The organism is Nocardioides coralli (genome assembly GCF_019880385.1).
Taxonomy (GTDB): domain Bacteria; phylum Actinomycetota; class Actinomycetes; order Propionibacteriales; family Nocardioidaceae; genus Nocardioides; species Nocardioides coralli.
In genome coordinates, this window is the sequence record NZ_CP082273.1 from 1,586,717 (window position 1) to 1,609,603 (window position 22,887).

General features: G+C 73.7%; 27 protein-coding genes and 1 riboswitch. Of the genes, 23 read left to right on the top strand and 4 right to left on the bottom strand.

The window, feature by feature from the left end; translation table 11 throughout:
• Positions 1-62: 62 nt before the first annotated feature.
• The 5 genes from metK to K6T13_RS07760 all read left to right on the top strand — a co-directional run bounded on the left by metK (position 63) and on the right by K6T13_RS07760 (position 6,416).
• Positions 63-1,265, top strand: a complete 1,203-nt coding sequence (metK, locus tag K6T13_RS07740; protein ID WP_222897911.1) for a methionine adenosyltransferase — start codon at positions 63-65, stop codon at positions 1,263-1,265.
• Between the two features lie 180 nt (positions 1,266-1,445).
• On the top strand, positions 1,446-3,446 hold the full coding sequence (locus tag K6T13_RS07745; RefSeq protein ID WP_222897912.1) for a primosomal protein N': 2,001 nt from the start codon (positions 1,446-1,448) through the stop codon (positions 3,444-3,446).
• Between the two features lie 170 nt (positions 3,447-3,616).
• Positions 3,617-4,162, top strand: coding sequence for a peptide deformylase (gene def / locus K6T13_RS07750; protein WP_222897913.1), 546 nt, complete (start codon positions 3,617-3,619; stop codon positions 4,160-4,162).
• Positions 4,162-5,091, top strand: a complete 930-nt coding sequence (fmt, locus tag K6T13_RS07755; protein ID WP_222897914.1) for a methionyl-tRNA formyltransferase — start codon at positions 4,162-4,164, stop codon at positions 5,089-5,091. Before def ends, fmt begins: the two co-directional genes overlap by 1 nt.
• Positions 5,091-6,416 (top strand): RsmB/NOP family class I SAM-dependent RNA methyltransferase, encoded by a 1,326-nt coding sequence (locus K6T13_RS07760; protein WP_222897915.1) that lies wholly within the window; start codon positions 5,091-5,093, stop codon positions 6,414-6,416. The genes fmt and K6T13_RS07760 overlap by 1 nt, the downstream gene beginning before the upstream one ends.
• Positions 6,417-6,430: 14 nt before the next feature.
• Here the strand turns inward: K6T13_RS07760 and K6T13_RS07765 are convergent, their stop codons facing one another.
• Positions 6,431-6,838 (bottom strand): VOC family protein, encoded by a 408-nt coding sequence (locus tag K6T13_RS07765; RefSeq protein ID WP_222897916.1) that lies wholly within the window; start codon positions 6,836-6,838, stop codon positions 6,431-6,433.
• Positions 6,839-6,993: 155 nt separating this feature from the next.
• On the opposite strand from K6T13_RS07765, the gene K6T13_RS07770 reads away from it, so the two are divergent.
• The 11 genes from K6T13_RS07770 to K6T13_RS07820 all read left to right on the top strand — a co-directional run bounded on the left by K6T13_RS07770 (position 6,994) and on the right by K6T13_RS07820 (position 15,966).
• The gene (locus tag K6T13_RS07770) at positions 6,994-8,205 is read left to right on the top strand and encodes a superantigen-like protein SSL4 (RefSeq protein ID WP_222897917.1); all 1,212 of its coding nucleotides are present in this window, start codon (positions 6,994-6,996) and stop codon (positions 8,203-8,205) included.
• 55 nt (positions 8,206-8,260) lie between these two features.
• Positions 8,261-9,229: a non-homologous end-joining DNA ligase gene (gene ligD / locus K6T13_RS07775; RefSeq protein WP_222897918.1), complete on the top strand. Its 969-nt coding sequence runs from the start codon at positions 8,261-8,263 to the stop codon at positions 9,227-9,229.
• A 10-nt stretch (positions 9,230-9,239) separates the two neighbouring features.
• On the top strand, positions 9,240-9,899 hold the full coding sequence (rpe, locus tag K6T13_RS07780) for a ribulose-phosphate 3-epimerase (protein ID WP_222897919.1): 660 nt from the start codon (positions 9,240-9,242) through the stop codon (positions 9,897-9,899).
• Between the two features lie 82 nt (positions 9,900-9,981).
• A riboswitch (FMN riboswitch) is annotated at positions 9,982-10,112 on the top strand.
• Positions 10,113-10,180: 68 nt separating this feature from the next.
• Positions 10,181-11,221 (top strand): bifunctional diaminohydroxyphosphoribosylaminopyrimidine deaminase/5-amino-6-(5-phosphoribosylamino)uracil reductase RibD, encoded by a 1,041-nt coding sequence (gene ribD / locus K6T13_RS07785; protein WP_249423994.1) that lies wholly within the window; start codon positions 10,181-10,183, stop codon positions 11,219-11,221.
• Positions 11,221-11,826 carry a riboflavin synthase gene (locus K6T13_RS07790; protein WP_222897920.1) on the top strand — a complete coding sequence of 202 codons (606 nt, stop codon included), beginning with the start codon at positions 11,221-11,223 and terminating at the stop codon, positions 11,824-11,826. Before ribD ends, K6T13_RS07790 begins: the two co-directional genes overlap by 1 nt.
• Complete coding sequence (locus tag K6T13_RS07795; RefSeq protein ID WP_222897921.1) at positions 11,823-12,509, top strand: nicotinamide mononucleotide transporter family protein; 687 nt, start codon at positions 11,823-11,825, stop codon at positions 12,507-12,509. Before K6T13_RS07790 ends, K6T13_RS07795 begins: the two co-directional genes overlap by 4 nt.
• Positions 12,506-13,786 (top strand): bifunctional 3,4-dihydroxy-2-butanone-4-phosphate synthase/GTP cyclohydrolase II, encoded by a 1,281-nt coding sequence (locus tag K6T13_RS07800; RefSeq protein ID WP_249423995.1) that lies wholly within the window; start codon positions 12,506-12,508, stop codon positions 13,784-13,786. The genes K6T13_RS07795 and K6T13_RS07800 overlap by 4 nt, the downstream gene beginning before the upstream one ends.
• Positions 13,783-14,265, top strand: coding sequence for a 6,7-dimethyl-8-ribityllumazine synthase (ribH, locus tag K6T13_RS07805; RefSeq protein WP_222897922.1), 483 nt, complete (start codon positions 13,783-13,785; stop codon positions 14,263-14,265). Before K6T13_RS07800 ends, ribH begins: the two co-directional genes overlap by 4 nt.
• A 119-nt stretch (positions 14,266-14,384) precedes the next feature.
• Positions 14,385-14,648, top strand: coding sequence for a phosphoribosyl-ATP diphosphatase (locus K6T13_RS07810; RefSeq protein ID WP_222897923.1), 264 nt, complete (start codon positions 14,385-14,387; stop codon positions 14,646-14,648).
• A gap of 15 nt (positions 14,649-14,663) precedes the next feature.
• The gene (gene hisG, locus K6T13_RS07815; RefSeq protein WP_222897924.1) at positions 14,664-15,533 is read left to right on the top strand and encodes an ATP phosphoribosyltransferase; all 870 of its coding nucleotides are present in this window, start codon (positions 14,664-14,666) and stop codon (positions 15,531-15,533) included.
• Positions 15,517-15,966, top strand: coding sequence for a PH domain-containing protein (locus K6T13_RS07820; protein WP_222897925.1), 450 nt, complete (start codon positions 15,517-15,519; stop codon positions 15,964-15,966). Before hisG ends, K6T13_RS07820 begins: the two co-directional genes overlap by 17 nt.
• A gap of 16 nt (positions 15,967-15,982) precedes the next feature.
• On the opposite strand, the gene K6T13_RS07825 is transcribed toward K6T13_RS07820, so the two are convergent.
• Entirely contained in the window at positions 15,983-16,576 is a 594-nt protein-coding gene (locus K6T13_RS07825) for a uridine kinase family protein (protein ID WP_249423996.1), read from the bottom strand.
• Positions 16,577-16,610: 34 nt separating this feature from the next.
• Here K6T13_RS07825 and K6T13_RS07830 point away from each other — a divergent pair, with 34 nt between their 5' ends.
• Positions 16,611-17,012 carry a hypothetical protein gene (locus K6T13_RS07830; protein ID WP_222897927.1) on the top strand — a complete coding sequence of 134 codons (402 nt, stop codon included), beginning with the start codon at positions 16,611-16,613 and terminating at the stop codon, positions 17,010-17,012.
• Between the two features lie 37 nt (positions 17,013-17,049).
• Here K6T13_RS07830 and K6T13_RS07835 read toward each other — a convergent pair whose 3' ends face one another.
• Together K6T13_RS07835 and K6T13_RS07840 are read right to left on the bottom strand one after the other, a co-directional pair.
• Complete coding sequence (locus K6T13_RS07835) at positions 17,050-18,264, bottom strand: amino acid deaminase/aldolase (RefSeq protein ID WP_222897928.1); 1,215 nt, start codon at positions 18,262-18,264, stop codon at positions 17,050-17,052.
• The gene (locus K6T13_RS07840; protein ID WP_222897929.1) at positions 18,264-18,707 is read right to left on the bottom strand and encodes a hypothetical protein; all 444 of its coding nucleotides are present in this window, start codon (positions 18,705-18,707) and stop codon (positions 18,264-18,266) included. Before K6T13_RS07840 ends, K6T13_RS07835 begins: the two co-directional genes overlap by 1 nt.
• Before the next feature lie 58 nt (positions 18,708-18,765).
• Between K6T13_RS07840 and K6T13_RS07845 the strand changes: the two genes are divergently transcribed.
• The 6 genes from K6T13_RS07845 to K6T13_RS07870 all read left to right on the top strand — a co-directional run bounded on the left by K6T13_RS07845 (position 18,766) and on the right by K6T13_RS07870 (position 22,859).
• Positions 18,766-19,272 (top strand): SseB family protein, encoded by a 507-nt coding sequence (locus tag K6T13_RS07845; RefSeq protein WP_222897930.1) that lies wholly within the window; start codon positions 18,766-18,768, stop codon positions 19,270-19,272.
• 311 nt (positions 19,273-19,583) lie between these two features.
• Positions 19,584-20,243, top strand: coding sequence for a translation initiation factor IF-3 (gene infC / locus K6T13_RS07850; protein WP_249423997.1), 660 nt, complete (start codon positions 19,584-19,586; stop codon positions 20,241-20,243).
• 45 nt (positions 20,244-20,288) lie between these two features.
• Complete coding sequence (gene rpmI / locus K6T13_RS07855; protein WP_222897932.1) at positions 20,289-20,483, top strand: 50S ribosomal protein L35; 195 nt, start codon at positions 20,289-20,291, stop codon at positions 20,481-20,483.
• 60 nt (positions 20,484-20,543) lie between these two features.
• On the top strand, positions 20,544-20,927 hold the full coding sequence (rplT, locus tag K6T13_RS07860; RefSeq protein ID WP_222897933.1) for a 50S ribosomal protein L20: 384 nt from the start codon (positions 20,544-20,546) through the stop codon (positions 20,925-20,927).
• 3 nt (positions 20,928-20,930) lie between these two features.
• A complete protein-coding gene (locus tag K6T13_RS07865; protein ID WP_222897934.1) occupies positions 20,931-21,734 on the top strand; it encodes a TrmH family RNA methyltransferase in 804 nt (267 codons plus the stop codon).
• Between the two features lie 69 nt (positions 21,735-21,803).
• Complete coding sequence (locus K6T13_RS07870; RefSeq protein ID WP_222897935.1) at positions 21,804-22,859, top strand: sensor histidine kinase; 1,056 nt, start codon at positions 21,804-21,806, stop codon at positions 22,857-22,859.
• The last annotated feature ends 28 nt before the right edge of the window (positions 22,860-22,887 follow it).

Genomic DNA, 22,887 nt, shown 5'->3' on the forward strand with positions numbered 1-22,887 from the left:
CTGGACGCCCGGTAGGGTGAGGCGACGGGCATGCCCTCGGACCAGAGAGTGAGAAGCGAGCTGTGACAGGACGTCTCTTCACGTCGGAGTCGGTGACCGAGGGTCACCCCGACAAGATCGCCGACCGGATCAGCGACACGGTGCTCGACTACCTGATGGCGAACGACTCCGACACCGTCAACCTGCGGACCGCGGTGGAGACGCTGCTCACCACGGGTCTGGTCGTGGTCGCCGGTGAGGTCCGCACCAATGCCTATGCGCCCGTCGCCGAGCTGGTCCGGCAGACGATCCTCGACATCGGCTACGACTCCTCGCTCAAGGGGTTCGACGGCCACTCGTGCGGGGTCCAGGTCGCCATCGGCGGCCAGAGCATCGACATCGCCGCCGGCGTCGACGACGGCCACGAGGCGCGGACGGGCGGTTCGCTCGACGAGCTCGACAAGCGCGGCGCGGGCGACCAGGGCCTGATGTTCGGCTACGCCTGCGACGACACCGCCGAGCTGATGCCGCTGCCGATCATGATCGCCCAGCGGCTCGCCCAGCGGCTGACGGAGGTCCGCAAGGACGGCACGCTCGACTACCTGCGGCCCGACGGCAAGACCCAGGTCACCATCGAGTACGACGCCGACGACCGACCCGTCCGGGTCGACACCGTCGTGCTCTCGACCCAGCACGCCGACGACATCGACCACCCGACCCTCGAGGCCGACATCAAGAAGCACGTCATCGACGCGGTGCTCGACGGTTTCGACATCCCCTCCGAGGGCTACCGGCTGCTGGTCAACCCGACCGGCAAGTTCGTCGTGGGCGGACCGATGGGCGACGCCGGCCTGACCGGCCGCAAGATCATCGTCGACACCTACGGCGGCATGGCCCGCCACGGCGGCGGTGCGTTCTCGGGCAAGGACCCCTCCAAGGTCGACCGCTCGGCGGCGTACGCCATGCGGTGGGTGGCCAAGAACGTCGTCGCCGCCGGCCTGGCCCGGCGCTGCGAGGCGCAGGTCGCCTACGCCATCGGCAAGGCCGCCCCCGTCGGGGTCTACGTGCAGACCTTCGGCACCGGCGTGGTGCCCGACGAGGACATCCAGGCCGCGGTGCTGCAGGTCTTCGACCTGCGGCCGGCCGCGATCATCCGCGACCTCGACCTGCTGCGGCCGATCTACGCCCAGACCTCCGCCTACGGCCACTTCGGCCGCGAGCTCCCCGAGTTCACCTGGGAGCGCACCGACCGGGCCGCCGACCTGAAGGCCGCCGTCGGGGTCTGAGGCCCCTGGCGGTTTCCCCGGTCGGCCGGGGAAACCCGAAGTTGTCAGGCAAAGCCGCGGGCCTTGTCCGTCAGTTCTGCTCGACAAGGTGGCCGCTGTTCCGCCACCGGACGCCGGCTCGCTGCTCGTCAGGGCTGGTGGGGCCGCGCGCCGTCACCGCCCGCTGGTAGACACGCACCCATGACCGACGAGCCCGACATGCTGCCCGGGCTCCGGGCCGCCGTCGCGGACTCCCGGGCCAAGGCGGCCGCCACCCGACGTCGCAAGGCAGCGGAGGTCGAGCCGGCGCCGGTCGACCCCGTGGCGCGGGTGCTCGTCGACGTGCCGCTGGCCCACCTCGACCGGCCCTTCGACTACCTGGTCGCGGCGAAGGACGCCGAGGCGGCAGTGCCCGGCGCCCGGGTCAAGGTCCGCTTCGCCGGTCAGGACGTCGACGGCTTCGTCGTCGAACGACGCAGCGACAGCGACCACGTCGGGCGGCTCGCACCGCTGCGGCGCGTCGTCAGCCCCGAGCCCGTGCTGACGCCGGCGGTGCTCGCGCTCGTCGCCGCCGTCGCCGAGCGCTACGCCGGCAGCCGGGCCGACGTCCTCCGGCTGGCCGTCCCACCGCGCCACGCCACCACCGAGGCCGAGCCGCCCCCGGCGCCGTCACCCGACCCGCCCGCAGCCCACGTCGGTCGCGCCTGGGCCGGCCACGAACCCGCTGCGGCCTACCTCGCCCACCTCGCCGGGGGTGGCTCACCGCGGGCCGTCTGGTCCGTCGCGCCCGCCACCGACTGGCCGCAGGCCCTGGCGGAGGCCGCCGCCGCGACCCTCGCCTCCGGGCGCGGCAGCCTCATCGCCGTCCCCGACCACCGTGACGTGGCGCGCGTCGACGCCGCGCTCACTGAGGTCCTGGGCGAGGGCCACCACGTGGCCCTGACCGCTGAGGCGGGGCCGGCGCGGCGCTACCGCGAGTTCCTCGCGCTGTCGCGAGGCCACCGGCGGGTCGTCGTCGGCACCCGCGCCGCCGGGTTCGCGCCCGTCCGCGACCTCGGCCTCGTCGTGGTGTGGGACGACGGCGACGACCTCCACGCCGAGCCCCGGGCTCCCTACCCCCACACCCGCGAGGTGCTGCTGCTCCGGGCCGACCTCGAGGGCGCGGGGGTGCTCGTCGCCGGTCACGCCCGCACCGTCGAGGCCCAACAGCTGGTCCGCAGCGGCTGGGCCCACGAGGTCGCCGCTCCCCGGGCGACCGTCCGCGAGCGGGTGCTGGTCGACCTCGTCGAGTCCGGAGAGCGCGACCACGGGGCGCGGCTGCCCCACCCGGCGTACGCCGCCGTCAAGCGCGCCCTCGCCGACGGACCCGTCCTCGTGCAGGCGCCCCGGGCCGGCTACCGGCCGAGCCTCGCCTGCGAGCGGTGCCGCACCCCGGCGCGGTGCCGTGCCTGCACCGGTCCGCTGCAGCTCACCGCACCGACGACGCCGCCGGTGTGCCGGTGGTGCGGCGAGACCGCGGTCGACTGGGCCTGCGGGGAGTGCGGCGACCGTGGTCTGCGGGCCCCGGTCGTCGGCGGCCGCCGTACCGCCGAGGAGCTCGGGCGGGCGTTCCCCGGGGTCGAGGTGGTGACGTCCACGGGCGACACGGTCCGGGCGGCGGTGGGCGACCAGCCCGCGCTCGTGGTCGCCACGCCGGGCGCCGAACCGGTGGCCGCGCCAGGCTACGCCGCCGTGGTGCTCCTCGACACCTGGCTCCCGCTCGCGCGGGCCGACCTCCGGGCCGAGGAGGAGGCGTTGCGCCGCTGGCTCAACGCGGCGGCCCTGGTGCGGCCGGGCGGCCGAGTCGTGGCGGTGGGGGCTCCGGACCAGCCCGCCCTGCAGGCGCTCGTCCGCTGGGATCCCGCCGGCTTCGCGGAGCGTGAGGCCCGGTCGCGCGCCGAGGCACACCTCCCGCCCGCGTCCCGGCTGGCGACCATCACCGGCGACCCCGGGGCCGTCGACGACGTGCTCACGCTGCTCGACCGGCCCGACGGGATGGAGGTGCTCGGCCCGGTCGAGCACGACGACGCGTCGCGGGTCGTCGTCCGGGTGCCCCGCAGCCACGGGGCAGCGTTGTCGCAGGCGCTCGGTGAGGTGCAACGGGTCCGTGCTGCTCGCAAGCTCGACGCGGTCCGGGTGCAGATCGACCCGTACTCCCTCTAGCGACCACCGGCCAGCGCTAGTCTCCCGCCATGTTCGGAGTCGGTCTGCCCGAGGTGTTCCTGGCCCTGGTCCTCGTCGGGGTCGCGCTGGTCGCTTGGAAGCGGCAGCGGCACTGACGACCCCGGCCCACCGGGCTGAGGACCCGACCACCACCTCCCTAGACTGCGCCCGTGGCGATCCAACCCATCCGGCTCTTCGGCGACCCCGTGCTGCGGCAGCGCGCCACCGAGGTCACCGACTTCGACCGCGAGCTGCGCACGCTGGTCTCCGACCTCACCGACACGATGCTGCAGGCCTCCGGCGCAGGGCTGGCCGCGCCGCAGATCGGGGTCGGCCTGCGGGTCTTCACCTGGCACGTGGACGGTGAGGTCGGGCACCTCGTCAACCCGGTCCTCGACCTGTCCGAGGAGGAGCAGCTGGGCCCCGAGGGGTGCCTGTCGATCCCGGAGCTGAGCTTCGACTGCCGCCGCGCCCTGTCGGTGGTCGCCCGGGGCTTCGACCTCCACGGGGAGCCGGTGACCATCGAGGGCAGCGAGCTGCTGGCGCGGGCGATCCAGCACGAGACCGACCACCTCGACGGTGTCCTCTTCGTCGACCGCCTCGACCCCGAGGGGCGCAAGGCAGCCATGCGCGCCATCCGCGAGTCGGACTGGTTCGGCCTCGAGCGGCCCACCGTCAAGGTCAGCCCCCACCCGACGCACGGCCTGGGGCTCTGATGCGCGTCGTCTTCGCCGGTACGCCGGAGGTGGCGCTGCCCTCCCTCGACGCGGTCGCTGCCAGCGGGCACGAGCTGGTCGGCGTGGTGACCCGGCCCGACGCGCCCGCCGGGCGCGGGCGCAAGCTCCTCGCCAGCCCGGTGGCCCAGCGGGCCGAGGAGCTCGACGTGCCGGTGCTCAAGCCGGAGCACCCCCGCGACCCGGCGTTCCAGGCGGCGCTCGCCGACCTCCGTCCCGACTGCTGTCCCGTGGTGGCCTACGGCGCGCTGCTGCCCCAGCCTGCGCTCGACATCCCGGTCCATGGCTGGGTCAACCTCCACTTCTCGGTGCTGCCGGCGTGGCGGGGCGCCGCGCCGGTGCAGCACGCGATCTGGGCGGGTGAGGAGGTCACGGGGGCGACGACGTTCCGCATCGTGCGCGAGATGGACGCCGGCCCGACCTTCGGCGTGATGACCGAGACCATCCGGCCCACCGACACGGCCGGCGACCTGCTGGCGCGCCTCGCCGAGGGGGGAGCGGGCCTGCTCGTGGCCACGCTGGACGGCATCGAGGACGGCAGCCTGGAGGCTCGGGCGCAACCCGCGGACGGGGTCAGCCTCGCTCCGAAGATCACCGTCGAGGACGCCCGCGTGGTCTGGGACGAGCCCGCCGCGGCCGTGGACCGCCGGGTCCGTGCCTGCACCCCGGCGCCGGGCGCCTGGACCACCCTCGACGGCGACCGGGTCAAGCTCGGCCCGGTCGTCCCGGCCCCTGGCGAGGAGCGGCTCGACCCCGGTCTGCTGCGGGTGGGCAAGCGCGACGTGCTCGTCGGCACGGCCACCGACCCGGTCAGGCTCGGGCTGGTGAAGGCGTTCGGCAAGCGGGAGATGCCGGCCGCCGACTGGTCCCGCGGCGTGACGCTCGCACCCGACGCGCGGTTCGGCGACTGATGGCCGACCCGGCCCGGCTGGCGGCGTACGACGTGCTGCGGGCGGTGCGTGTCGAGGACGCCTACGCCAATCTGGCCCTGCCGGACGCGCTCCGGTCCCACCGGCTCAGCGGCCGGGACGCCGCCTTCGCGACCGAGCTCGCCTCCGGCACGCTGCGGCGGCAGGGCACCTACGACGCCGTCGTCGACGCGTGCCTCACCCGCGGCAAGGTGCAGCCCCGCGTGCGCGACGTCCTGCGGCTCGGGGTCCACCAGCTCCTCGGGATGCGCGTCGGGACGCACGCCGCGGTCAGCGCCACCGTCGACCTCGCCAAGGCGCGCGGCGGGCCTCGCTCGGCTGGCCTCGTCAACGCCGTGCTGCGGACGGTCGCCGAGTACGACCTCGACACCTGGGTGGCGCGGGTCGCACCTGACGCAGCGACCGACCCGCTGGGCCATCTGGCGGTCGCGCACAGCCACCCCCGCTGGGTCGTCGAGGAGCTCGGCCGGGCGCTCGGCGACCGGCAGGGGGAGCTGGCGGAGCTGCTGGCGGCCGACAACGCGGCGCCCGGCGTGGTGCTGGTGTCACGGCCCGGACGCTCCGGGCCCGACGAGCTGCCCGGGGAGCCGACCTCGTTCTCTCCGTACGGCGTCGTCCTTGCGGGCGGGGACCCCGCGTCGGTCCCGGCGGTCGCCGAGGGTCGAGCCGGTGTCCAGGACGAGGGCTCTCAGCTGGTCGCGGTGGCGGTGGCCGAGGCGGTCGTCGAGGGCGAGGACCACCGCTGGCTCGACCTCTGCGCCGGACCGGGCGGCAAGGCCGCCCTGCTCGCCGCCCTCGCCGCCCAGCGGGGCGCGACGGTGGTGGCCAACGAGGTGCAACCCCACCGCGCCGCCCTGGTGCAGCGGGCGCTGGCCGGCGCCGACGGCGTGGCCGGGGTGACGACGTACGACGGCCGGGAGCCGGCCTGGCCGGCCGGGTCCTTCGACCGGGTGCTCGTCGACGCGCCCTGTTCGGGGCTCGGGGCGCTGCGTCGGCGGCCCGAGGCCAGGTGGCGCAAGCAGCCGTCGCACCTCACCGAGCTGGTGCCCCTGCAGGAGGCCCTGCTCACCTCGGCCCTCGAGCTCGTCCGCCCCGGCGGGGTCGTCGTCTACGCCACCTGCTCACCCGTGGTCGCCGAGACCGCCGAGGTGGTCGGGCGCGTGGTCGGGGGCCGGGACGACACGAGGCTGGAGCCGGTGCCCCTCGACGTCCCGGACGCCGTGGGGCCCCTCCCGGGCACCGTGCAGCTCTGGCCCCACCGGCACGGCACGGACGCGATGTTCGTGGCGGTGCTGCGGCGCGGCTGACTGCTCCCAGCGGCTCACCCGGCGCGCTCCGCCGCGATCTCGGCCAGCTCCTCGGCGGTGAAGGCCCGCAGCACGCAGAACTCGTTGCTGTCGGGGTCGGCCATCACGACCCAGGTCGCACCGTCGCCCTGCCCGACGTCGACGCGGGTCGCACCGAGTGACTCGAGCCGCGCGACCTCGGCGTCCTGGTCGTCCGGGCGGAGGTCGAGGTGCCACCGGTTCTTCACCGCCTTGCCCTCCGGGACGCGCAGGAAGAGCAGGTCGGGAGCGACCCCGTCCTGCGGGCTGCCCTCCGGCGGCTCGAGGACGACCTCGTCGTCGGTGTCGTAGGTGCGGCGCCAGCCGAGGGCAGCCTCCCAGAACGTGGCGACCCGGTCCGGGTCGGTCGTGTCGAGGTCGAAGCACTGGATCGCGAGGGCCATGGTTGCCCACGGTGGCGCAGCCGCGCCCGTGGCGCTACCGAGTTTCGATGACGAATGCGTGGGAAACCCTGCTGGGTGGTGATTTCCCCTGCCCCGTGGTGTCCAATGGAAGCACCCGGCCGGCTCGGCGGCCGCGAGGGGGAGGGAACGTCGACATGCGCAGGGTTGCGGCCACCGCAGCGGTGGCGCTCGCGCTCGGGCTCTGGCCTGCGGTGAGCCACGCCGACGACACGGTGGTGGTCCCCGGCACGTCGTTCCCCACCACGGCGACCTACCTCACCTACTTCGGGTGCACCGACCTCTACCACGGCGATCCGACCGGCCCCACCGTCCGGATGGTTCGCGACGACGCCGGACCGCTGGGTCGACGCGCGGTGTCGCTGGCCATGCCCGGTCCGGGCACGGCCTCCGGTGCGGTCAGCCTGGTCGGCTCCGTGGCGACCGCGACCTCCGAGATGTCGGTCTCCGCGGCCGCCGGCAGTCGGGGTGTGGCCTACGTGTGGTTCGTCTCCGACGAGCTCGAGCAGGGCGAGGTCTGGGCGGGCCGCGCTCGACTGACCACCGCCACCGACGGCTGGCAGACGGTGGACGCCACCGGGGAGACCTACTCCTGGACCAGGTACGACGCCGCCTCGGGTGAGGTGCTGGAGCAACCCGACCCGGCGACCCTCGACGACTTCACGGCCGACCACGGGGACGGGCCCGGCTACCTGCTGGCCGGCTTCGGCTGCGACGGCCGCGAGTTCGCCGTGGACGCCATCCGCGCCGGCGCGCCCGGCGCGGTCACCACCTTCGACCTCGAGGGCTGGTCGGTCTCCACCTCGGTGACGGCCAGCGCCACCGAGGTCGACCCGGGTCAGGAGGTCACCCTGGTCGGGCGGTCCGTCGCGCCGGACCAACGCGTGATGGGGGCGCCCCTCCAGCTCGAGGCGCGACCCGACGGCGCGACCGCGTTCACTCCGGTCGGTGACCTGGTGTCACCGGCTGCGGACGGGTCGGTGGTCACGACCGTCCGTCCCGAGGTGACCACGGACTACCGCTGGGTGTTCCCCGAGACCGCCTACACCGACGCCCACCGGTCGGCCGAGGTCCGGGTCGTGGTGGCGCCACCGCCGACGGACGAGCCCACGGCGGAGACGGCGGACTCGGGTCCCGCGGAGCCCACGCTGCCCGCCATGCCGGACGTCACCCGCGGCCCCCGCCCGGACAAGGAGTCGCCGAAACCGGATCCGGAGCCGACCGGTCCGAGCACCACGCCCGCGCCCTCGCCCGCCGCCGACGCATCACCCTCGGGCAGCCCGACGCCGTCGGGCAGCCCCACGGCCACGACCGGGAGCCCGTCGCCCTCGGCGAGCAGCTCGCCGTAGGCCGAGCGCCGTCGCCCGGGAGCGGGCTGGGATGGGCTGGGCTACGGTGCCGCCCATGGCGTCCCCGTTCACCGAGATCGAGGTGGACGACCGCGTCGTCAAGGTCACCAATCCCGACCGCGTCTACTTCCCGGAGTCCGGCGCCACCAAGCTCGACCTCGTCGAGTACTACCTCGCAGTCGGTGAGGGCATCGTCAACGCGCTGTGGGAACGGCCCTGCATGCTGCACCGGTTCCCGAAGGGCCTGGCGGGGGAGAAGGTGCACCAGAAGCGGCTGCCGGCCGGGGCACCACCGTGGGTGGAGACCGTCCGGTTGCACTTCCCCCGGTGGGACCGCACGGCCGACGAGCTGTGCGTGACCGAGCTCGGGGCGGTGATCTGGGCGGTGCAGATGTCCACGGTCGAGTTCCACCCGTGGAACAGCCGCCGCGAGGACCCCGAGTCACCGGACGAGTGGCGCATCGACCTCGACCCCGGCCCGCTGTCGGACTTCGCCCAGGTCCAGCGGGTCGCCGGCGTCGTCCATGAGGTCCTCGACGAGCTGGGTGCTGTGGGCTACCCCAAGACGAGCGGCGGGAAGGGGCTCCACGTCTACGTGCGGATCCGGCCCGACCACGGCCACAAGGTCGTGCGTCGCGCCGCGCTCGCCTTCGCCCGGGAGATCGAGCGGCGGGCTCCCGACGACGTCACCACCACCTGGTGGCGCAAGGACCGCGACCCGCACCACCTCTTCGTGGACTACAACCAGAACGCCCGCGACCACACCATCGCGGCGGCGTACTCGGTGAGGGGGCTGCCCGACGCCCGGGTCAGCGCGCCGGTGCGGTGGGACGAGGTCGACGCCTGCGACCCGCGTGACTTCACGATCTTCACGGTGCCGGCGCGGTACGCCGAGCTCGGAGACCTCCACGCCGGCATCGACGACGACGTGTTCGACATCGCCCCGCTGCTGGCGTGGGCCGACCGCGACGAGGCCGCCGGCGCCGCCCCACCGGCCGACCCCGACGACGAGGCCGGACCCTAGGATCGGGTGCGTGGGCATCCAGATCACCCCGAGCATCCTCAACGCCGACTTCGCCGCGCTCGGCGACGAGGTCGCGCGCATCCCGAACGCCGACTGGGTTCACGTGGACGTCATGGACAACCACTTCGTGCCCAACCTGACGTTCGGCCCGACGATGGTGGAGGCGTTGCGGGCGCGCACCGACGTGCCGCTGGACGCCCACCTCATGATCGACGACCCCGACCGTGAGGCGATGGCCTACGTCGAGGCCGGGTGCTCGTCGGTGACCTTCCACGTCGAGGCGGCGGCCGCGCCGGTGAGGCTGGCCCGTGAGCTGCGCAGCCACGGCGCCCGCGCCAGCATGGCGCTCAAGCCGGCCACCCCGGTCGAGCCCTACGAGGACCTGCTGCCCGAGCTCGACATGCTGTTGCTGATGACGGTGGAGCCGGGCTTCGGCGGCCAGAAGTTCCTCGACCTGGTCCTGCCCAAGATCAAGCAGGCCCGGGCGCTGATGGACAAGCACGGCGTGGAGACCTGGCTGCAGGTCGACGGCGGCATCTCGCTCGACACCATCGAGCGCTGCGCGGAGGCCGGCGCGGACGTCTTCGTGGCGGGGTCCGCCGTCTTCTCCGCCGACGACCCGGACGCCATGGTCGGCGCGCTGCGCCGTGCCGCCGAGTCGGTCGGTTGAGGCGAACGCGTCCCGGTGGCCGACCTCACGGGGTCACCCGGGGCGCAGTTGTGGCACCCTTGACCCTGCAAGAGCCAACGGCTCGCGTGCTCTGGGGGCGGTGGAAGTCCGCACCGGCGGTGACAGTCCGCGACCCGGCCACCACCAGTGGCCGGTTGACCAGGTGGAACTCCTGGACCGACGGTGACAGTCCGGATGAGAAGCAGCACGCGCGACGGCGCCCGCTCGGGTGACCCGTCGACCTGCCCCTGAGTCCGCGACCACGGACCGAGGACAGGCAGATGACCTTCAGCGCCGCCGAGCACGAGGCGATGCGTCGCGCGCTCTCCCTCGCCGCGACTCCCGGCGTCCCCCGGGGCCCGAACCCCCGTGTCGGGTGCGTGCTCCTGGCCCCCGACGGGTCCGAGGTCGCCGAGGGCTTCCACCGCGGCGCCGGGTCCGGTCACGCGGAGGTGGACGCGCTCGCTGCGGCCGGGGAGGACGCCCGGGGCGCAACCGCTGTGGTGACGCTCGAGCCGTGCAACCACACCGGTCGCACCGGTCCCTGCTCCCAGGCACTCATCGACGCCGGCGTACGCCGGGTGGTCTTCGCCCAGACCGATCACAACCCCGTGGCAGCCGGGGGCGCCGACCGGTTGCGCGTGGCCGGCGTGGACGTGGCTGGGGGGCTGCTCGCCGACGAGGCGCGCGACCTCAACCGGGCGTGGACCTTCGCCGTCGAGCACGACCGGCCGTTCGTGACCTGGAAGCTCGCCACCACGCTGGACGGCCGGAGCGCGGCCGTCGACGGCACCAGCCGCTGGATCTCCAGCCGTGCCGCGCGTCTCGACACCCACCGGTTGCGCGGCGAGTGCGACGCCGTGCTGGTCGGCACCGGGACCGTCGCCGTCGACGACCCCGAGCTCACGGTCCGCGACGAGGTGGACGACCCCGTGGCACACCAACCGCTGCGGGTCGTCATGGGGGAGCGCGACCTCCCGGACCAGCGCCGCGTCCTCAACGACCGCGCCGAGACGCTGCACCTGCGCACCCGTGACCCGCTCGAGGTCCTGACGACCCTCTTCGCACGCGACTGCCAGCACGTCTTCCTGGAGGGTGGCCCGACGCTCGCCGCGGCGTTCTGGCAGGCGGGGCTCGTCGACGAGGTCGTGGCCTACGTCGCGCCGATGCTGCTCGGGTCCGGCGCCAGCGCCGTGGGTGAGCTCGGCATCGGGACCATCGCCGACGCCGCCCATCTGCACGTCGCCGACGTCCACGTGCTGCAGGGGCATGACGGTGAGGACACCAACGTCCGCCTGACCATGACCGTCGGGAGGCGCTGATGTTCACCGGCATCGTGGAGGAGCTCGGCACCGTCGAGGCGGTCGAGGACCGCGGCGAGGCCTGGCGGCTGGCGGTGCGGGCCGAGCGGGTGCTCGAGGACGTCCGGCTCGGCGACTCGATCGCCGTCAACGGCTGCTGCCTGACCGTGACCGAGGCGGACGGTGAGGTGTGGGCGGCCGACGTGATGCCGCAGACGCTCACGATGACGGCCCTCGGTGACCTGCGTCCCGGCGACCCCGTCAACCTCGAGCGCGCGGCGACCCTCGGCACCCGGCTCGGGGGTCACCTCGTGCAGGGTCACGTCGACGGGGTCGGCACGGTGCTCTCCCGCACGCCCGGTGAGCACTGGGACGTGGTCACGGTCTCGCTGCCGCCCGGGCTGGCGCGCTTCCTCGTCGACCAGGGGTCGATCACGGTCGACGGGGTGAGCCTCACCGTCGTCGAGGTGGCGGGCGACCAGTTCACCGTGAGCCTGATCCCGGAGACCCTCGCGCGGACCACCCTCGGCCGCCGTGACCCGGGTGACCGGGTCAACCTCGAGACCGATGTCATCGCCAGGCACGTCGCCCGGCTGCTGGAGCCCTACACCGGAGGAGACCGATGATCGAGTGGCTGCTGCACGGCACCATCCCCGTCGCTGGCGGGGTGCTGCTGGTGCGTGAGGTTGTCGGCAACGTGTTCGGGCTGGCCAGCGCGCTGCTCGGCATGCGACGCCTGGTGTGGGCGTGGCCGGTGGGGGTGGTCGGCAACGTGCTGCTGTTCACCGTCTTCGCGACGGGAGCGCTCTCCGGCGCCGCCGAGGAGCCGCTGTGGGGGCAGGCCGGCCGTCAGGTGTTCTTCATCGGGGTCTCGGTCTACGGCTGGTGGCGCTGGTCCCGGTCGCGCGCCGCCGGTGGCGCGGCCGACGGCGGTGCCATCACACCGCGGTGGGCGACCGCCCGCGAGCGACTGCTGCTCGTGGCGCTGGCCGTCGGCGGGTACGCCGTCGCCTACCCGCTGCTGCACGTGATCGGCTCGTGGGGTCCGCAGACCGAGGCATGGATCCTCACCGGGTCGATGCTCGCGACCTTCGGCATGGCCCGCGGCTGGGTGGAGTTCTGGATCGTCTGGATGCTCGTCGACATCGTCGGGGTCACCACGCTCATCCAGGCCGGGTACTACCCGACGGCAGTCATGTACCTCATCTACGCCGGCTTCGTGGTGCTCGGCTTCGTGGTGTGGTGGCGCGCCGAGCGTGCCTCGCGCGTCGCGGAGGACCCGACGCCGCGCGAGGTGGTCGGCTCGTGAGCGCGCCGGCCGGCATCCGGCTCGACCCGGTCGAGCGCGCCATCACCGACATCGCGGCCGGCAAGGCGGTGGTGGTCGTCGACGACGAGGACCGCGAGAACGAGGGCGACATCATCTTCGCCGCCAGCAAGGCGACCCCGGAGCTGATGGCCTTCACCATCCGGCACTCCAGCGGCGTCATCTGCGTCCCGATGCCGGCCGACATGCTCGACCGGCTCGAGATCCCGCTGATGACCCCCCACAACAAGGACCGGCTCCGGACGGCGTACACCGTGTCGGTCGACGCGCGGGACGGTGTGACGACGGGGATCTCGGCGGCCGACCGGGCCCACACGGCACGGGTGCTGGCCGACTCGGCGACCGAACCGTGGGAGATCACCCGCCCGGGTCACGTCTTCCCCCTGCGCTACCGCGAGGGTGGCGTGCTGGTACGGCGGGGGCACACCGAGGCGGCGGTCGACCTCGCGACGCTCGCGGGCCTGACCCCGGCCGGCGTCCTCGTCGAGGTCGTCAACGACGACGGCACCATGAAGCGCGGGCAGGAGCTGCGCGACTTCGCCGACGAGCACGGCCTGGCGATGATCTCGATCGAGGACCTGGTGCGCCACCGACGCCGCCACGAGGTGCTGGTGGAGCGCGTGGCGCGGACGACGCTGCCGACCCGGTTCGGGGAGTTCACGGCCTACGGCTACCGGATCACCGTGGACGGCGGGGAGCACCTCGCCCTGGTCCACGGCGACATCGACGAGCTCAACGAGGCCGGTCAGCCGGTGCTGGTGCGGGTGCACTCGGAGTGCCTGACCGGTGACGTGTTCGGCAGCCACCGGTGCGACTGCGGCCCTCAGCTGGAGGAGGCGATGGCCCGCATCGTGGCCGAGGGTCGCGGCCTCGTCGTCTACCTGCGTGGGCACGAGGGCCGCGGGATCGGGCTGGTCGCCAAGCTGCAGGCCTACGCGCTGCAGGACGGCGGTCGTGACACCGTCGACGCCAACCTCGACCTCGGGCTGCCGGCGGACGCGCGTCACTACGGCGCTGCGACCCAGATCCTCCGGGACCTCGGCGTGCGCAGCGTCCGCCTGCTGACCAACAACCCCGACAAGACCACGAGCCTGGAGGAGTACGGCGTGCCGGTCGCGGCCCGGATCCCGCTGACGCCGCACCCCAACGACCACAACCTCGGCTACCTGCTGACCAAGCGCGACCGGATGGGGCACGACCTGCCCGACCTGGCGGCCGGTGCAGGAGCGGAGCACGAGCAGGAAGGAGCCGACCGGTGAGCGGATCAGGAGCACCTCGGCAGGAGCCGGTCGACGGAAGCGGCCTCCGGATCGCGATCGTCGCCGCGAGCTGGCACGAGCAGGTCATGGACGGTCTCGTGGCCGGCGCCAGGCGTGCCTGCGACGAGCACGGGGTCGTGGACCCGCTGCTGGTCCGGGTGCCCGGGACCTTCGAGCTGCCGGTCGCCGCGGCGGCCGTGGCGCGACAGGGCGTGGACGCCGTCGTTGCCCTGGGGGTCGTGATCCGCGGCGGCACCCCGCACTTCGACTACGTCTGCTCAGCCGCGACCGACGGGCTGACCCGGGTCGCGCTGGACCACGGGGTCCCGGTGGGTTTCGGGGTCCTGACGTGTGACGACGAGCAGCAGGCCCTCGACCGCGCGGGGCTGGCGGGCTCGCGCGAGGACAAGGGCCACGAGGCGGCCTCGGCCGCCGTGCTGACGGCTCTGACGCTGAAAGGCATCGGAACCCCCGGCTGAGCCTGGGGGCGCCGCAGGTCCGCACCCGGACGCACCGAAGGGGCGCGGTGGTCGGGTCGGCGGAGCCCCCCGCGGACCCGCCGCCTCCGGTCCGGCGCGACCGCCTACGCTGGGCTCCCGTGAAGACGTTCGACGAGCTCTGGTCCGAGCTGAGCGACAAGGCCTCCTCCCGCCCGGCGGGGTCCGGCACCGTCCGCCAGCTCGACGCCGGCGTCCATGCGATCGGCAAGAAGCTGGTCGAGGAGGCCGCCGAGTCCTGGATGGCCGCCGAGCACGAGTCACGCGAGCGCGCCGCCGAGGAGATCAGCCAGCTGCTCTACCACGCGCAGGTGCTCATGCTCGCCTGCGGCCTGACCCTCGACGACGTCTACGCCCACCTCTGACCCCGAGGACCACCCATGACCACGACCAACGGCGGTGAACGCCTGCTCCGCGTGGCGGTGCCCAACAAGGGCTCGCTGTCACAGGCCGCGCAGGACATCCTCCGGGAGTCCGGCTACCGGCAGCGTCACGACGCCAAGGAGCTGACGCTGCTCGACGTCGACAACGGCGTGGAGTTCTTCTACCTCCGACCCCGCGACATCGCGCTCTACGTCGGCGAGGGGACCCTCGACGTCGGGATCACCGGCCGCGACCTGCTGCTGGACTCCGGGGCCCAGGCCGAGGAGGCCATGGAGCTCGGGTTCGGCCGCAGCCGGTTCCGCTTCGCGGGACCCGCCGGCCGCTTCTCCGAGCTCGGCGACATCGCCGGCAAGCGGGTCGCGACGTCCTACACCGGGGTCGTGTCCCGATTCCTCGAGGACCGGGGGATCGACGCCACGGTGACCCGCCTCGACGGCGCGGTCGAGACGAGCATCCAGCTCGGGGTCGCCGACGTGATCGCCGACGTCGTCGAGACCGGCAGCACCCTCAAGGCCGCCGGGCTGGAGACCTTCGGCGAGGTGATCCTGGAGTCGCAGGCGGTGCTCGTGACCCGGGGGCAGGAGACCCCGGCCGGGTTCGGGGTGTTCCGCCGCCGCCTCGAGGGCGTCCTCGTGGCCCGCTCCTACGTGATGATGGACTACGACATCCCCGAGGCCGACGTCTCCCGCGCGGTCGCCCTCACCCCCGGTATCGAGAGCCCGACGGTGTCCCCGCTCCACCGCGAGGGCTGGGTGGCGGTGCGCGCGATGGTGCCGCGCACCGGGGCGCAGCGCCTGATGGACGAGCTGTTCGAGATCGGCGCCCGCGGCATCCTGGTCACCGACATCCATGCCTGCCGCCTCTGAGCCCCGGCTGCCCCGCACCTGGCGGCCGCTCGGCGTGCGCATGGCCGGCCTCGTGTTCGGCCTCGGCCTGCTCGTGGTCTGCATCGTCGCGTGGTGGAGCTTCGATGCCGAGGTGCGCGCCCGCTTCACGACCTTCCAGCGAGGGACGCTCGTCTTCCTGGGACTGCTCATCTACGGCGCCGGCTACGCCCTCGCGCGGTCGCGCGTGGTCGCGACGCCCGAGCGGCTGGTGGTGGTCAACGGCTACCGGCGCCGGGAGTACACCTGGCCCGAGGTGCTCGCGGTCCACATGCCGCCGGGGGCGCCCTGGGCGGTCCTCGACCTCGCCGACGGGACCAGCCAGCCGGCGATGGGCATCCAGGGCTCCGACGGGCCCCGCGCCCGGATCGCCGTCCGCGAGCTCCGCGAGCTGATCGACCGCCAGCCGGGCTGACGGACGCCGACGTGGGTCAGCCTCGGTCGGCGGCGTCCACGACGAGGTCGGCCCGCTCCCGGGTCCGGTGGGCGTCGAAGACCCGCTGCTCGGCCTCGGCCCAGCGCTCCCAGTGGGGGGCGAAGGCCTCCCCGTCCCGGTCCAGTCCGCGCCGCAGCCGCTGGTCGTGCGGCGCCTCGACCCAGACCAGGACCGTGACCAGCTCCGCCACGGTCGGCGACCCCGAGCCCACTCCCTCGACGACGAGGAGGGGTGCCGGATCGACGGTCACCTGCTCGGCCCACGCATCGGCGTGCCAGTCCCAGCGGCGGTAGGCCCCCGGTCGACCGTGGGCCAGCGGACGCAGCAGGCCGGTGAGCTGGCGGTCCACGGTGGGCAGGCCGCCCCAGCCCTCGTAGAGATCGTCCATGTGGACCACAGCCGATCCCGGGACCTCGGTCCGGAGCCGCTCGGCGAGCATGGTCTTGCCCGACCCTGCCGGCCCGTCCACGCACACGAGGTGGCCGCCGCTCAGCCGCGGTGCCCGCGCGGACACCAGCTCCAGCACCCGACGGGCGGCCGCGTCGGGCCCGCCCCCGAGCGTCTCGGCGTGGCGAGGAGTCTCGTGCACGGCCAGCAGGCTAACCGTGGGGCAGGATGGGGCCATGACGGCCCACCGTGCTCGGGATCTCGCCGCCGCCACCGTCCTGCCCCTCGTGGCCGCTCTCGCGGTCACGACGCTCGGCACGCCAGCTGACGCGGGCACCACCGAACCGCGGACCGTGAGCATCACGGCCGTGGAGCCCCGCGACGACGTCTTCCTCGTCAAGGGCAAGGTGCGGCCCCACCACCCGGGCGGTCGGGTCCTGGTGCAGCGCAAGCGGCCGCAGGCGGCCCACTGGCAGAAGTGGCGGACCGTCCGGACGACCGACGCGAGCCGCTACCGACGTCGCGTGCGGCAGCTCCGCCGACCCGGCGTGATCTGCTACCGGGTCAAGGTGCCGGGCGACGCGACGTACGCCGACGCCTTCTCCGAGAAGGTGTGCATCCGCACCTACTGGAAGTGAGGCCTCGGCTTGAAGTGAGGCCGGTGGTCGGGGCCGCTCAGAAGGCCTGACCCAGCCCCCGGTAGGTCGCGGCCTCGCCGACCAGCTCCGAGCCCGAGAGCAGCTGCACCGAGCCGGTGTGCTCGAACAGCTCGCCGGACTTGGCGTGCCGGAACCACACGAGGTCGCCGATCCGCAGTCCTGCGGCGCCCGGCCCGGCCAGCGGCGTCTGCACCTCGCCGGCCCCCTCGAGCGCCGTCAGGTGCAGGCCCTCGGGCAGCCACGGCACCGGGAGCCGGTCGCCTCCGGCCGGGCCCGATGCGACGAGTCCACCACCGAGCACCGTGGCCACCGACTCCGAGGGCCGGCGCACGACCGGCACCGCGAAGAACGCCGCCGGCCGGGGCTCGAAGTCGCGGTAGTGGTCGAACAGGGCGGGGACCAGCAGGCCAGAACCTGCGGCCACCTCGGTCACCACAGGGTCCGCCGCCGTGGTCTCCACCGAGCCGGAGCCCCCCGCGTTCCAGAGCTCGAGCTCGGCGATCTCCTCGAGCAGGCGCGCCACTGCGCGGCGTCGCTGCTGGAGCTGGGCGATCGAGGCGCGCTTGACGCCGCGGACGACCAGCGAACCGCCACGGCGCAACGGCGCCTCGTCGGGCATCCCGGCGACCTGTCCCTCGTAGGTCATCACTCCGACCAGCCGGAACCCCGGCCGAGCCACGACGGAGCGGGCGAGCGCCGCCACCTCCTGCGGCTCGGCCAGCGGTGACCGCTTCGGTCCGAGGTGTTGTCCGGCGAGCCGCAGGCCTGCGTCGACGTCGATCGCCACCCGCACCGGGGGTGCGGCTGGCCCGCGCACGGCGTCGACGAGGTCGAGGTGGTCCGTGTCGTCGACCATCAGGGTGATCGCCCGGGCATGCTCGGGGGAGGCGACCAGTCGCGTCAGCGCGGCCCGGTCCGTGGTCGGGTAGGCGACGAGGAGGTCGGCACTGACACCCCGGTCGTGGAGCCACAGCGCCTCCCGCAGCGTGAACGCCAGCACGCCCCGGAAGCCGGGGGTGGCCAGCGCCCTCGTGATCAGGTCTGGCACCCGCACCGACTTCGAGGCCACCCGTACCGGCTTGCCGGCGGCGCGGCGCACGAGGTCGGCGGCGTTGGCGTCGAAGGCGTCGAGGTCGACCACCATCAGCGGGGTCGGCAGGGGGCCGGTCCGGTCGAGCGCAGCGGCGAGCCGGCGAGCGAGCAGGGACCTCGCCGAGGAGGTCGGCGGCATCAGGAGATACCGCGTCGCCGCAGGATGTCCTCGATCTCAGACAGGTCGTCGTCGCCCAGCGCGGGGTCTCCGGCCTTCGGCTCCGTCAGCTGTCCGCGCGGGGACCCTGCCTCGGTCTCCCGCTGAGCCTGCTTGCCCTGGGCCAGCGCCCGGTCGCGCACGATGCCCGAGACCACGAGCAGGACGACGGCGAGCCCGGAGAGCACCACGCCGATCCACACCTGGGGGCTGAAGACGAGCCCGGTGGCCCAGTCGAGGACCGACCCGCCGATCTCGGTGAACATCTCGAGCGTGCCGGTGAGCCAGGCGGCCAGCGGCAGCAACGTGAGCCCGGCGCCCCGCAGGCCGGAGGCCAAGCCGCGGTGCCGGAAGGCGAACCAGGTCCAGGCGGCACCCACGGCCGTGAGGGTCGCGGCGAGTGCGGTCCAGGTGACCTCGTCCACGTCTCCAGCCTGTCACACCGGTGGTGGCCAGACCTGCCCCGGATGCGAGGATCGGTGCGTGTCGACGCCCCGATCCATCCCCGACCCGGGGTTCGCCGACGACGACGGGTCGGGCGACCCCGCCGTCGCGACCGCGCTGACGGCGTACGCCGCCGGCGAGATCGACCACGCCGACGCCCTCGACGTCGTCCGGCGCAGCCGCCTCGTCGTGCCCGTGGTCGCCGTCCTGGGCGAGGTCGAGCACGGCCACGACGGTCTGGCGAGGGAGAAGTCCAGCGACATGGCGGCGGTGCTGCTGGCCCGGCCCGACGGCCGCCGCGGCATGCTCGCCTTCACCAGCACCGACTCGCTCCGCGCCTGGAACCCCGAGGCGCGACCGGTGCCCGTCACCGCGGCGACCGCAGCCCGGGCGGCGCAGCAGGAGGAGGCGGACGCCCTGGTGGTCGACGTCGCCGGGCCTGTCCGGTTCGTGATCGGCCGCCACGACCTCGCCGGGGTGGCGGGGGAGTGGGCGCTGACGCGCGTCGGCGGCCGCAGCGCCTGGATTCGACCGGCCGCGGAATGAGCGGGTAGAGTTCGGCGTTGACCGATCCGTCCCGTGACGGCCGCGTGCGGCCCCGCAGGACAGATCCGCAAGCGGGGACCAGCAGCTTCACGTCTCCCACCCGCACCGACCGAACGAGGTCGTCGGGTCCGGTCCCGGTGCGACACCGCGTGTCGTCGTACCGGAGGACACGAGTCCGCACGGCGGGCGACGTGTCGCGACTGGCTTCCGCTTGTGACAGCGGAGGCCTTTTTCGTCTGTCGGCACGGGTGCCGCGCAGACGGGGGTGGACCTCCGACCGCCAGACCACAGGAGGACACATCAGCACCGAGTTGCGCATCAACGACCGGATCCGGGTACCCGAGGTCCGGCTCGTCGGCCCCAACGGGGAGACCGTCGGCATCGTCCCGACCGACCAGGCCCTGAAGCTCGCGGTGGAGGCAGACCTCGACCTGGTCGAGGTCGCGCCCATGGCCCGGCCGCCCGTCTGCAAGCTCATGGACTACGGGAAGTTCAAGTACGAGAACGCCCAGAAGGCCCGTGAGGCACGACGGAACCAGACCAACGTCGTGATCAAGGAGATGAAGCTCCGCCCCAAGATCGACAAGCACGACTACGAGACCAAGAAGGGTCACGTGGTGCGGTTCCTCAAGGCGGGCGACAAGGTCAAGATCACGATCATGTTCCGGGGTCGGGAGCAGCACCGCCCCGAGCTGGGCTTCCGGTTGCTCCAGCGGCTGGCCGAGGACGTCACCGACCTCGGGTTCGTCGAGTCGGCCCCCAAGCAGGACGGTCGCAACATGACCATGGTCCTGGGGCCGCACCGCAAGAAGGCCGACGCCAAGGCCGAGGCCAAGGCTGAGAAGGAGACCCGCGCAGCCGAGCGGGCCGCCGAGGAGGCCGAGGAGCGCGCCGAGCGCGCGGCTCACCCGCCGGCGCAGAAGAAGGAGCGCGGTCGCTCCGAGAACCTCGATCCCGAGATCGAGGCCTGAGCCCGCTCCCGTCCCCACGTCCGACGTAGACAGAAAGCGAAGAGAATGCCGAAGAACAAGACGCACTCCGGTGCCAGCAAGCGCTTCCGTGTGACCGGCTCGGGCAAGATCCGCCGCCAGAAGGCGGGCCTGCGCCACAACCTGGAGAAGAAGCCGTCGAAGGTGACCCGCCGGATGGCCGGGACCACCGACGTGGCGAAGGCCGACGTCAAGCGCGCCAAGAAGCTGCTGGGTCGCTGACCCGTCCACCCCCGGTGGTCGCGCCCGACCACGACGACTTGAGCAACAAGGAGTAACGACATGGCACGCGTCAAGCGCGCAGTGAACGCCCACAAGAAGCGCCGTACCACCCTCGAGCGGGCCTCCGGCTACCGCGGTCAGCGCTCGCGCCTCTACCGCAAGGCCAAGGAGCAGGTCACCCACTCGCTGGTCTACAGCTACAACGACCGGCGCAAGAACAAGGGCAACTTCCGTCGCCTCTGGATCCAGCGGATCAACGCGGCCGCCCGAGCGCAGGGCCTGACCTACAACCGGTTCATCCAGGGACTGGGCCTGGCCGGCGTCGAGGTCGACCGCAAGATCCTGGCCGACCTCGCCGTCAACGACACCGCTGCGTTCAACGCCCTCGTCGAGACCGCCAAGGCGGCGCTGCCCGACGACGTCAACGCCCCGAAGGCCTCCTGAGGCTTGACGACCCACGCGCCGCTGGTGGCGGGCAACGCCCGCGTCAAGGCGGCCCGCAGGCTCAGCCGCCGCTCGGTTCGCGCCGAGCGGCGGCTGTTTCTCGCTGACGGTCCGAAGGCGACCGGCGCCGCCCTCGCCACGCCGGACCGGGTCGTGGAGGTCTTCGCGACCGAGCGCGCGACCGCGGCGTACGCCGAGCTGCGCGACCGGGCCGCGCGGCAGGGTGTCGCCTGGACCCTCGTGGAGGACCGGGCGATGGCGGGCTTGAGCGACAGCGTGACCCCGGCCGGGGTGGTGGCGGTGTGCCGGTTCCTCGAGCAGCCGCTCCCGGCGGCCCTCGCGAGCGGCGACCTCCTGGTCGTCTGCGCAGACGTCCGCGACCCCGGCAATGCGGGGACCGTCATCCGCACCGCCGACGCCGTCGGGGCCGACGCCGTCGTGCTCGCCGGCCGGTCGGTCGATCCCTACAACCCCAAGACCGTCCGCGCCAGCGTGGGCAGCCTCTTCCAGCTCCCGCTCGCGGTCGCGGCCGAGCCCGCTGAGGCCGTCCGGGCCGCTCAGCAGGCGGGGGCGGTGGTCCTGGCCGCCGACGGCGCCGGCGAGGTCGACCTCTTCGACGCCGACGACCTGCTGCGTGGTCCGGTCGCCTGGCTCTTCGGCAACGAGGCCTGGGGCCTCCCTGCCGAGCTGGCCGGACTTGCCGACCACCGCGTCGCCATCCCCATCACCGGAGGCGCCGAGAGCCTCAACCTCGCCACCGCCGCCGCCGTCTGCCTCTACGCCACGGCCCGCGCGCGCCGGGGCTGACGCCCCGACCCGGCGGTGAGCGACTAGGTTTCCTCCGAGGGACCGCGCCGACGGACGACGGGAGGACCGGTGGAGGACACGCTCGCGCCCCGCGCCCTCGCGGACGCGCTGCCCGACGGTGTGGTGGTCGCCGACGGTGGCGGCACCGTCCAGCTGGTGTCCCGGCTCGCCGGCACCATGCTCGGCGTCGACCCCGACGCGGCCGTCGGCCAGCGGCTCGAGGAGGTGCTGCGGCTCCAGGACACCGAGGGACGCGACTGGTGCGACCAGAACGCCCCGTTCGACGGCCTGGCCTCCCGCACCGGCATCCCCGAGCAGTCCTGGTTGCTGCCCAACGGCACCGAGGTGCTCACCACCGCCCGGTTCACCCGACGCGGTGGGCGCGGACCGGTGGTCAGGCTCACGGTGCTCATCCGCAGCGGGCGCGGCCGGGCCCGGCTCGACCGGGACCGGTCGGACCTGGTGGCGACCGTCGCGCACGAGCTGCGGTCGCCGCTCACCGGGGTGAAGGGCTTCGTACAGGCGATGCTCAACCGGTGGGACAAGCTCACCGACGAGCAGAAGAAGCTGATGCTCACCACGGTCCACGCCGACTCCGACCGGTTGAGCCGGCTGATCACCGAGCTCCTCGACGTGGCGCGCATCGACACCGGGCGGCTCTCGCTCCACCCGCGGCCGTGCGACGCCACGGTCCTGGTGGAGCGTGTCGTCGCCTCGGTCAGGGAGGGGACCGCCCGCCCGGTGCTGCTCGAGAGCTCAGGTGAGCTGCCACAGATCGGAGCCGACCCGGACAAGTTCACCCAGGTGGTCACCAACCTGGTCGAGAACGCCGTACGCCACGGCGCCGGCACGGTCACGGTGAGCCTCGAGCCGCTCGAGGGCCACGAGCACCCTGGTGTCCGGCTGGTCGTCGAGGACGAGGGGGACGGGATCCCCGAGGAGATGCGGCGCCGGGTCTTCACCAAGTTCTGGAACAGCGGTCGCCACGGCGGCTCCGGGCTCGGGATGTACCTCGTCAACGGTCTCACCCGTGCCCACGGTGGCACCGTGACGATCGATGACGCCCCCGGGGGAGGCGCGCGGGTCGCCCTGGTGTGGCCCGCCCCGCAGCTGCCCGACGCCTGACCGGTCTGATCTGCACAGGACCTTCACG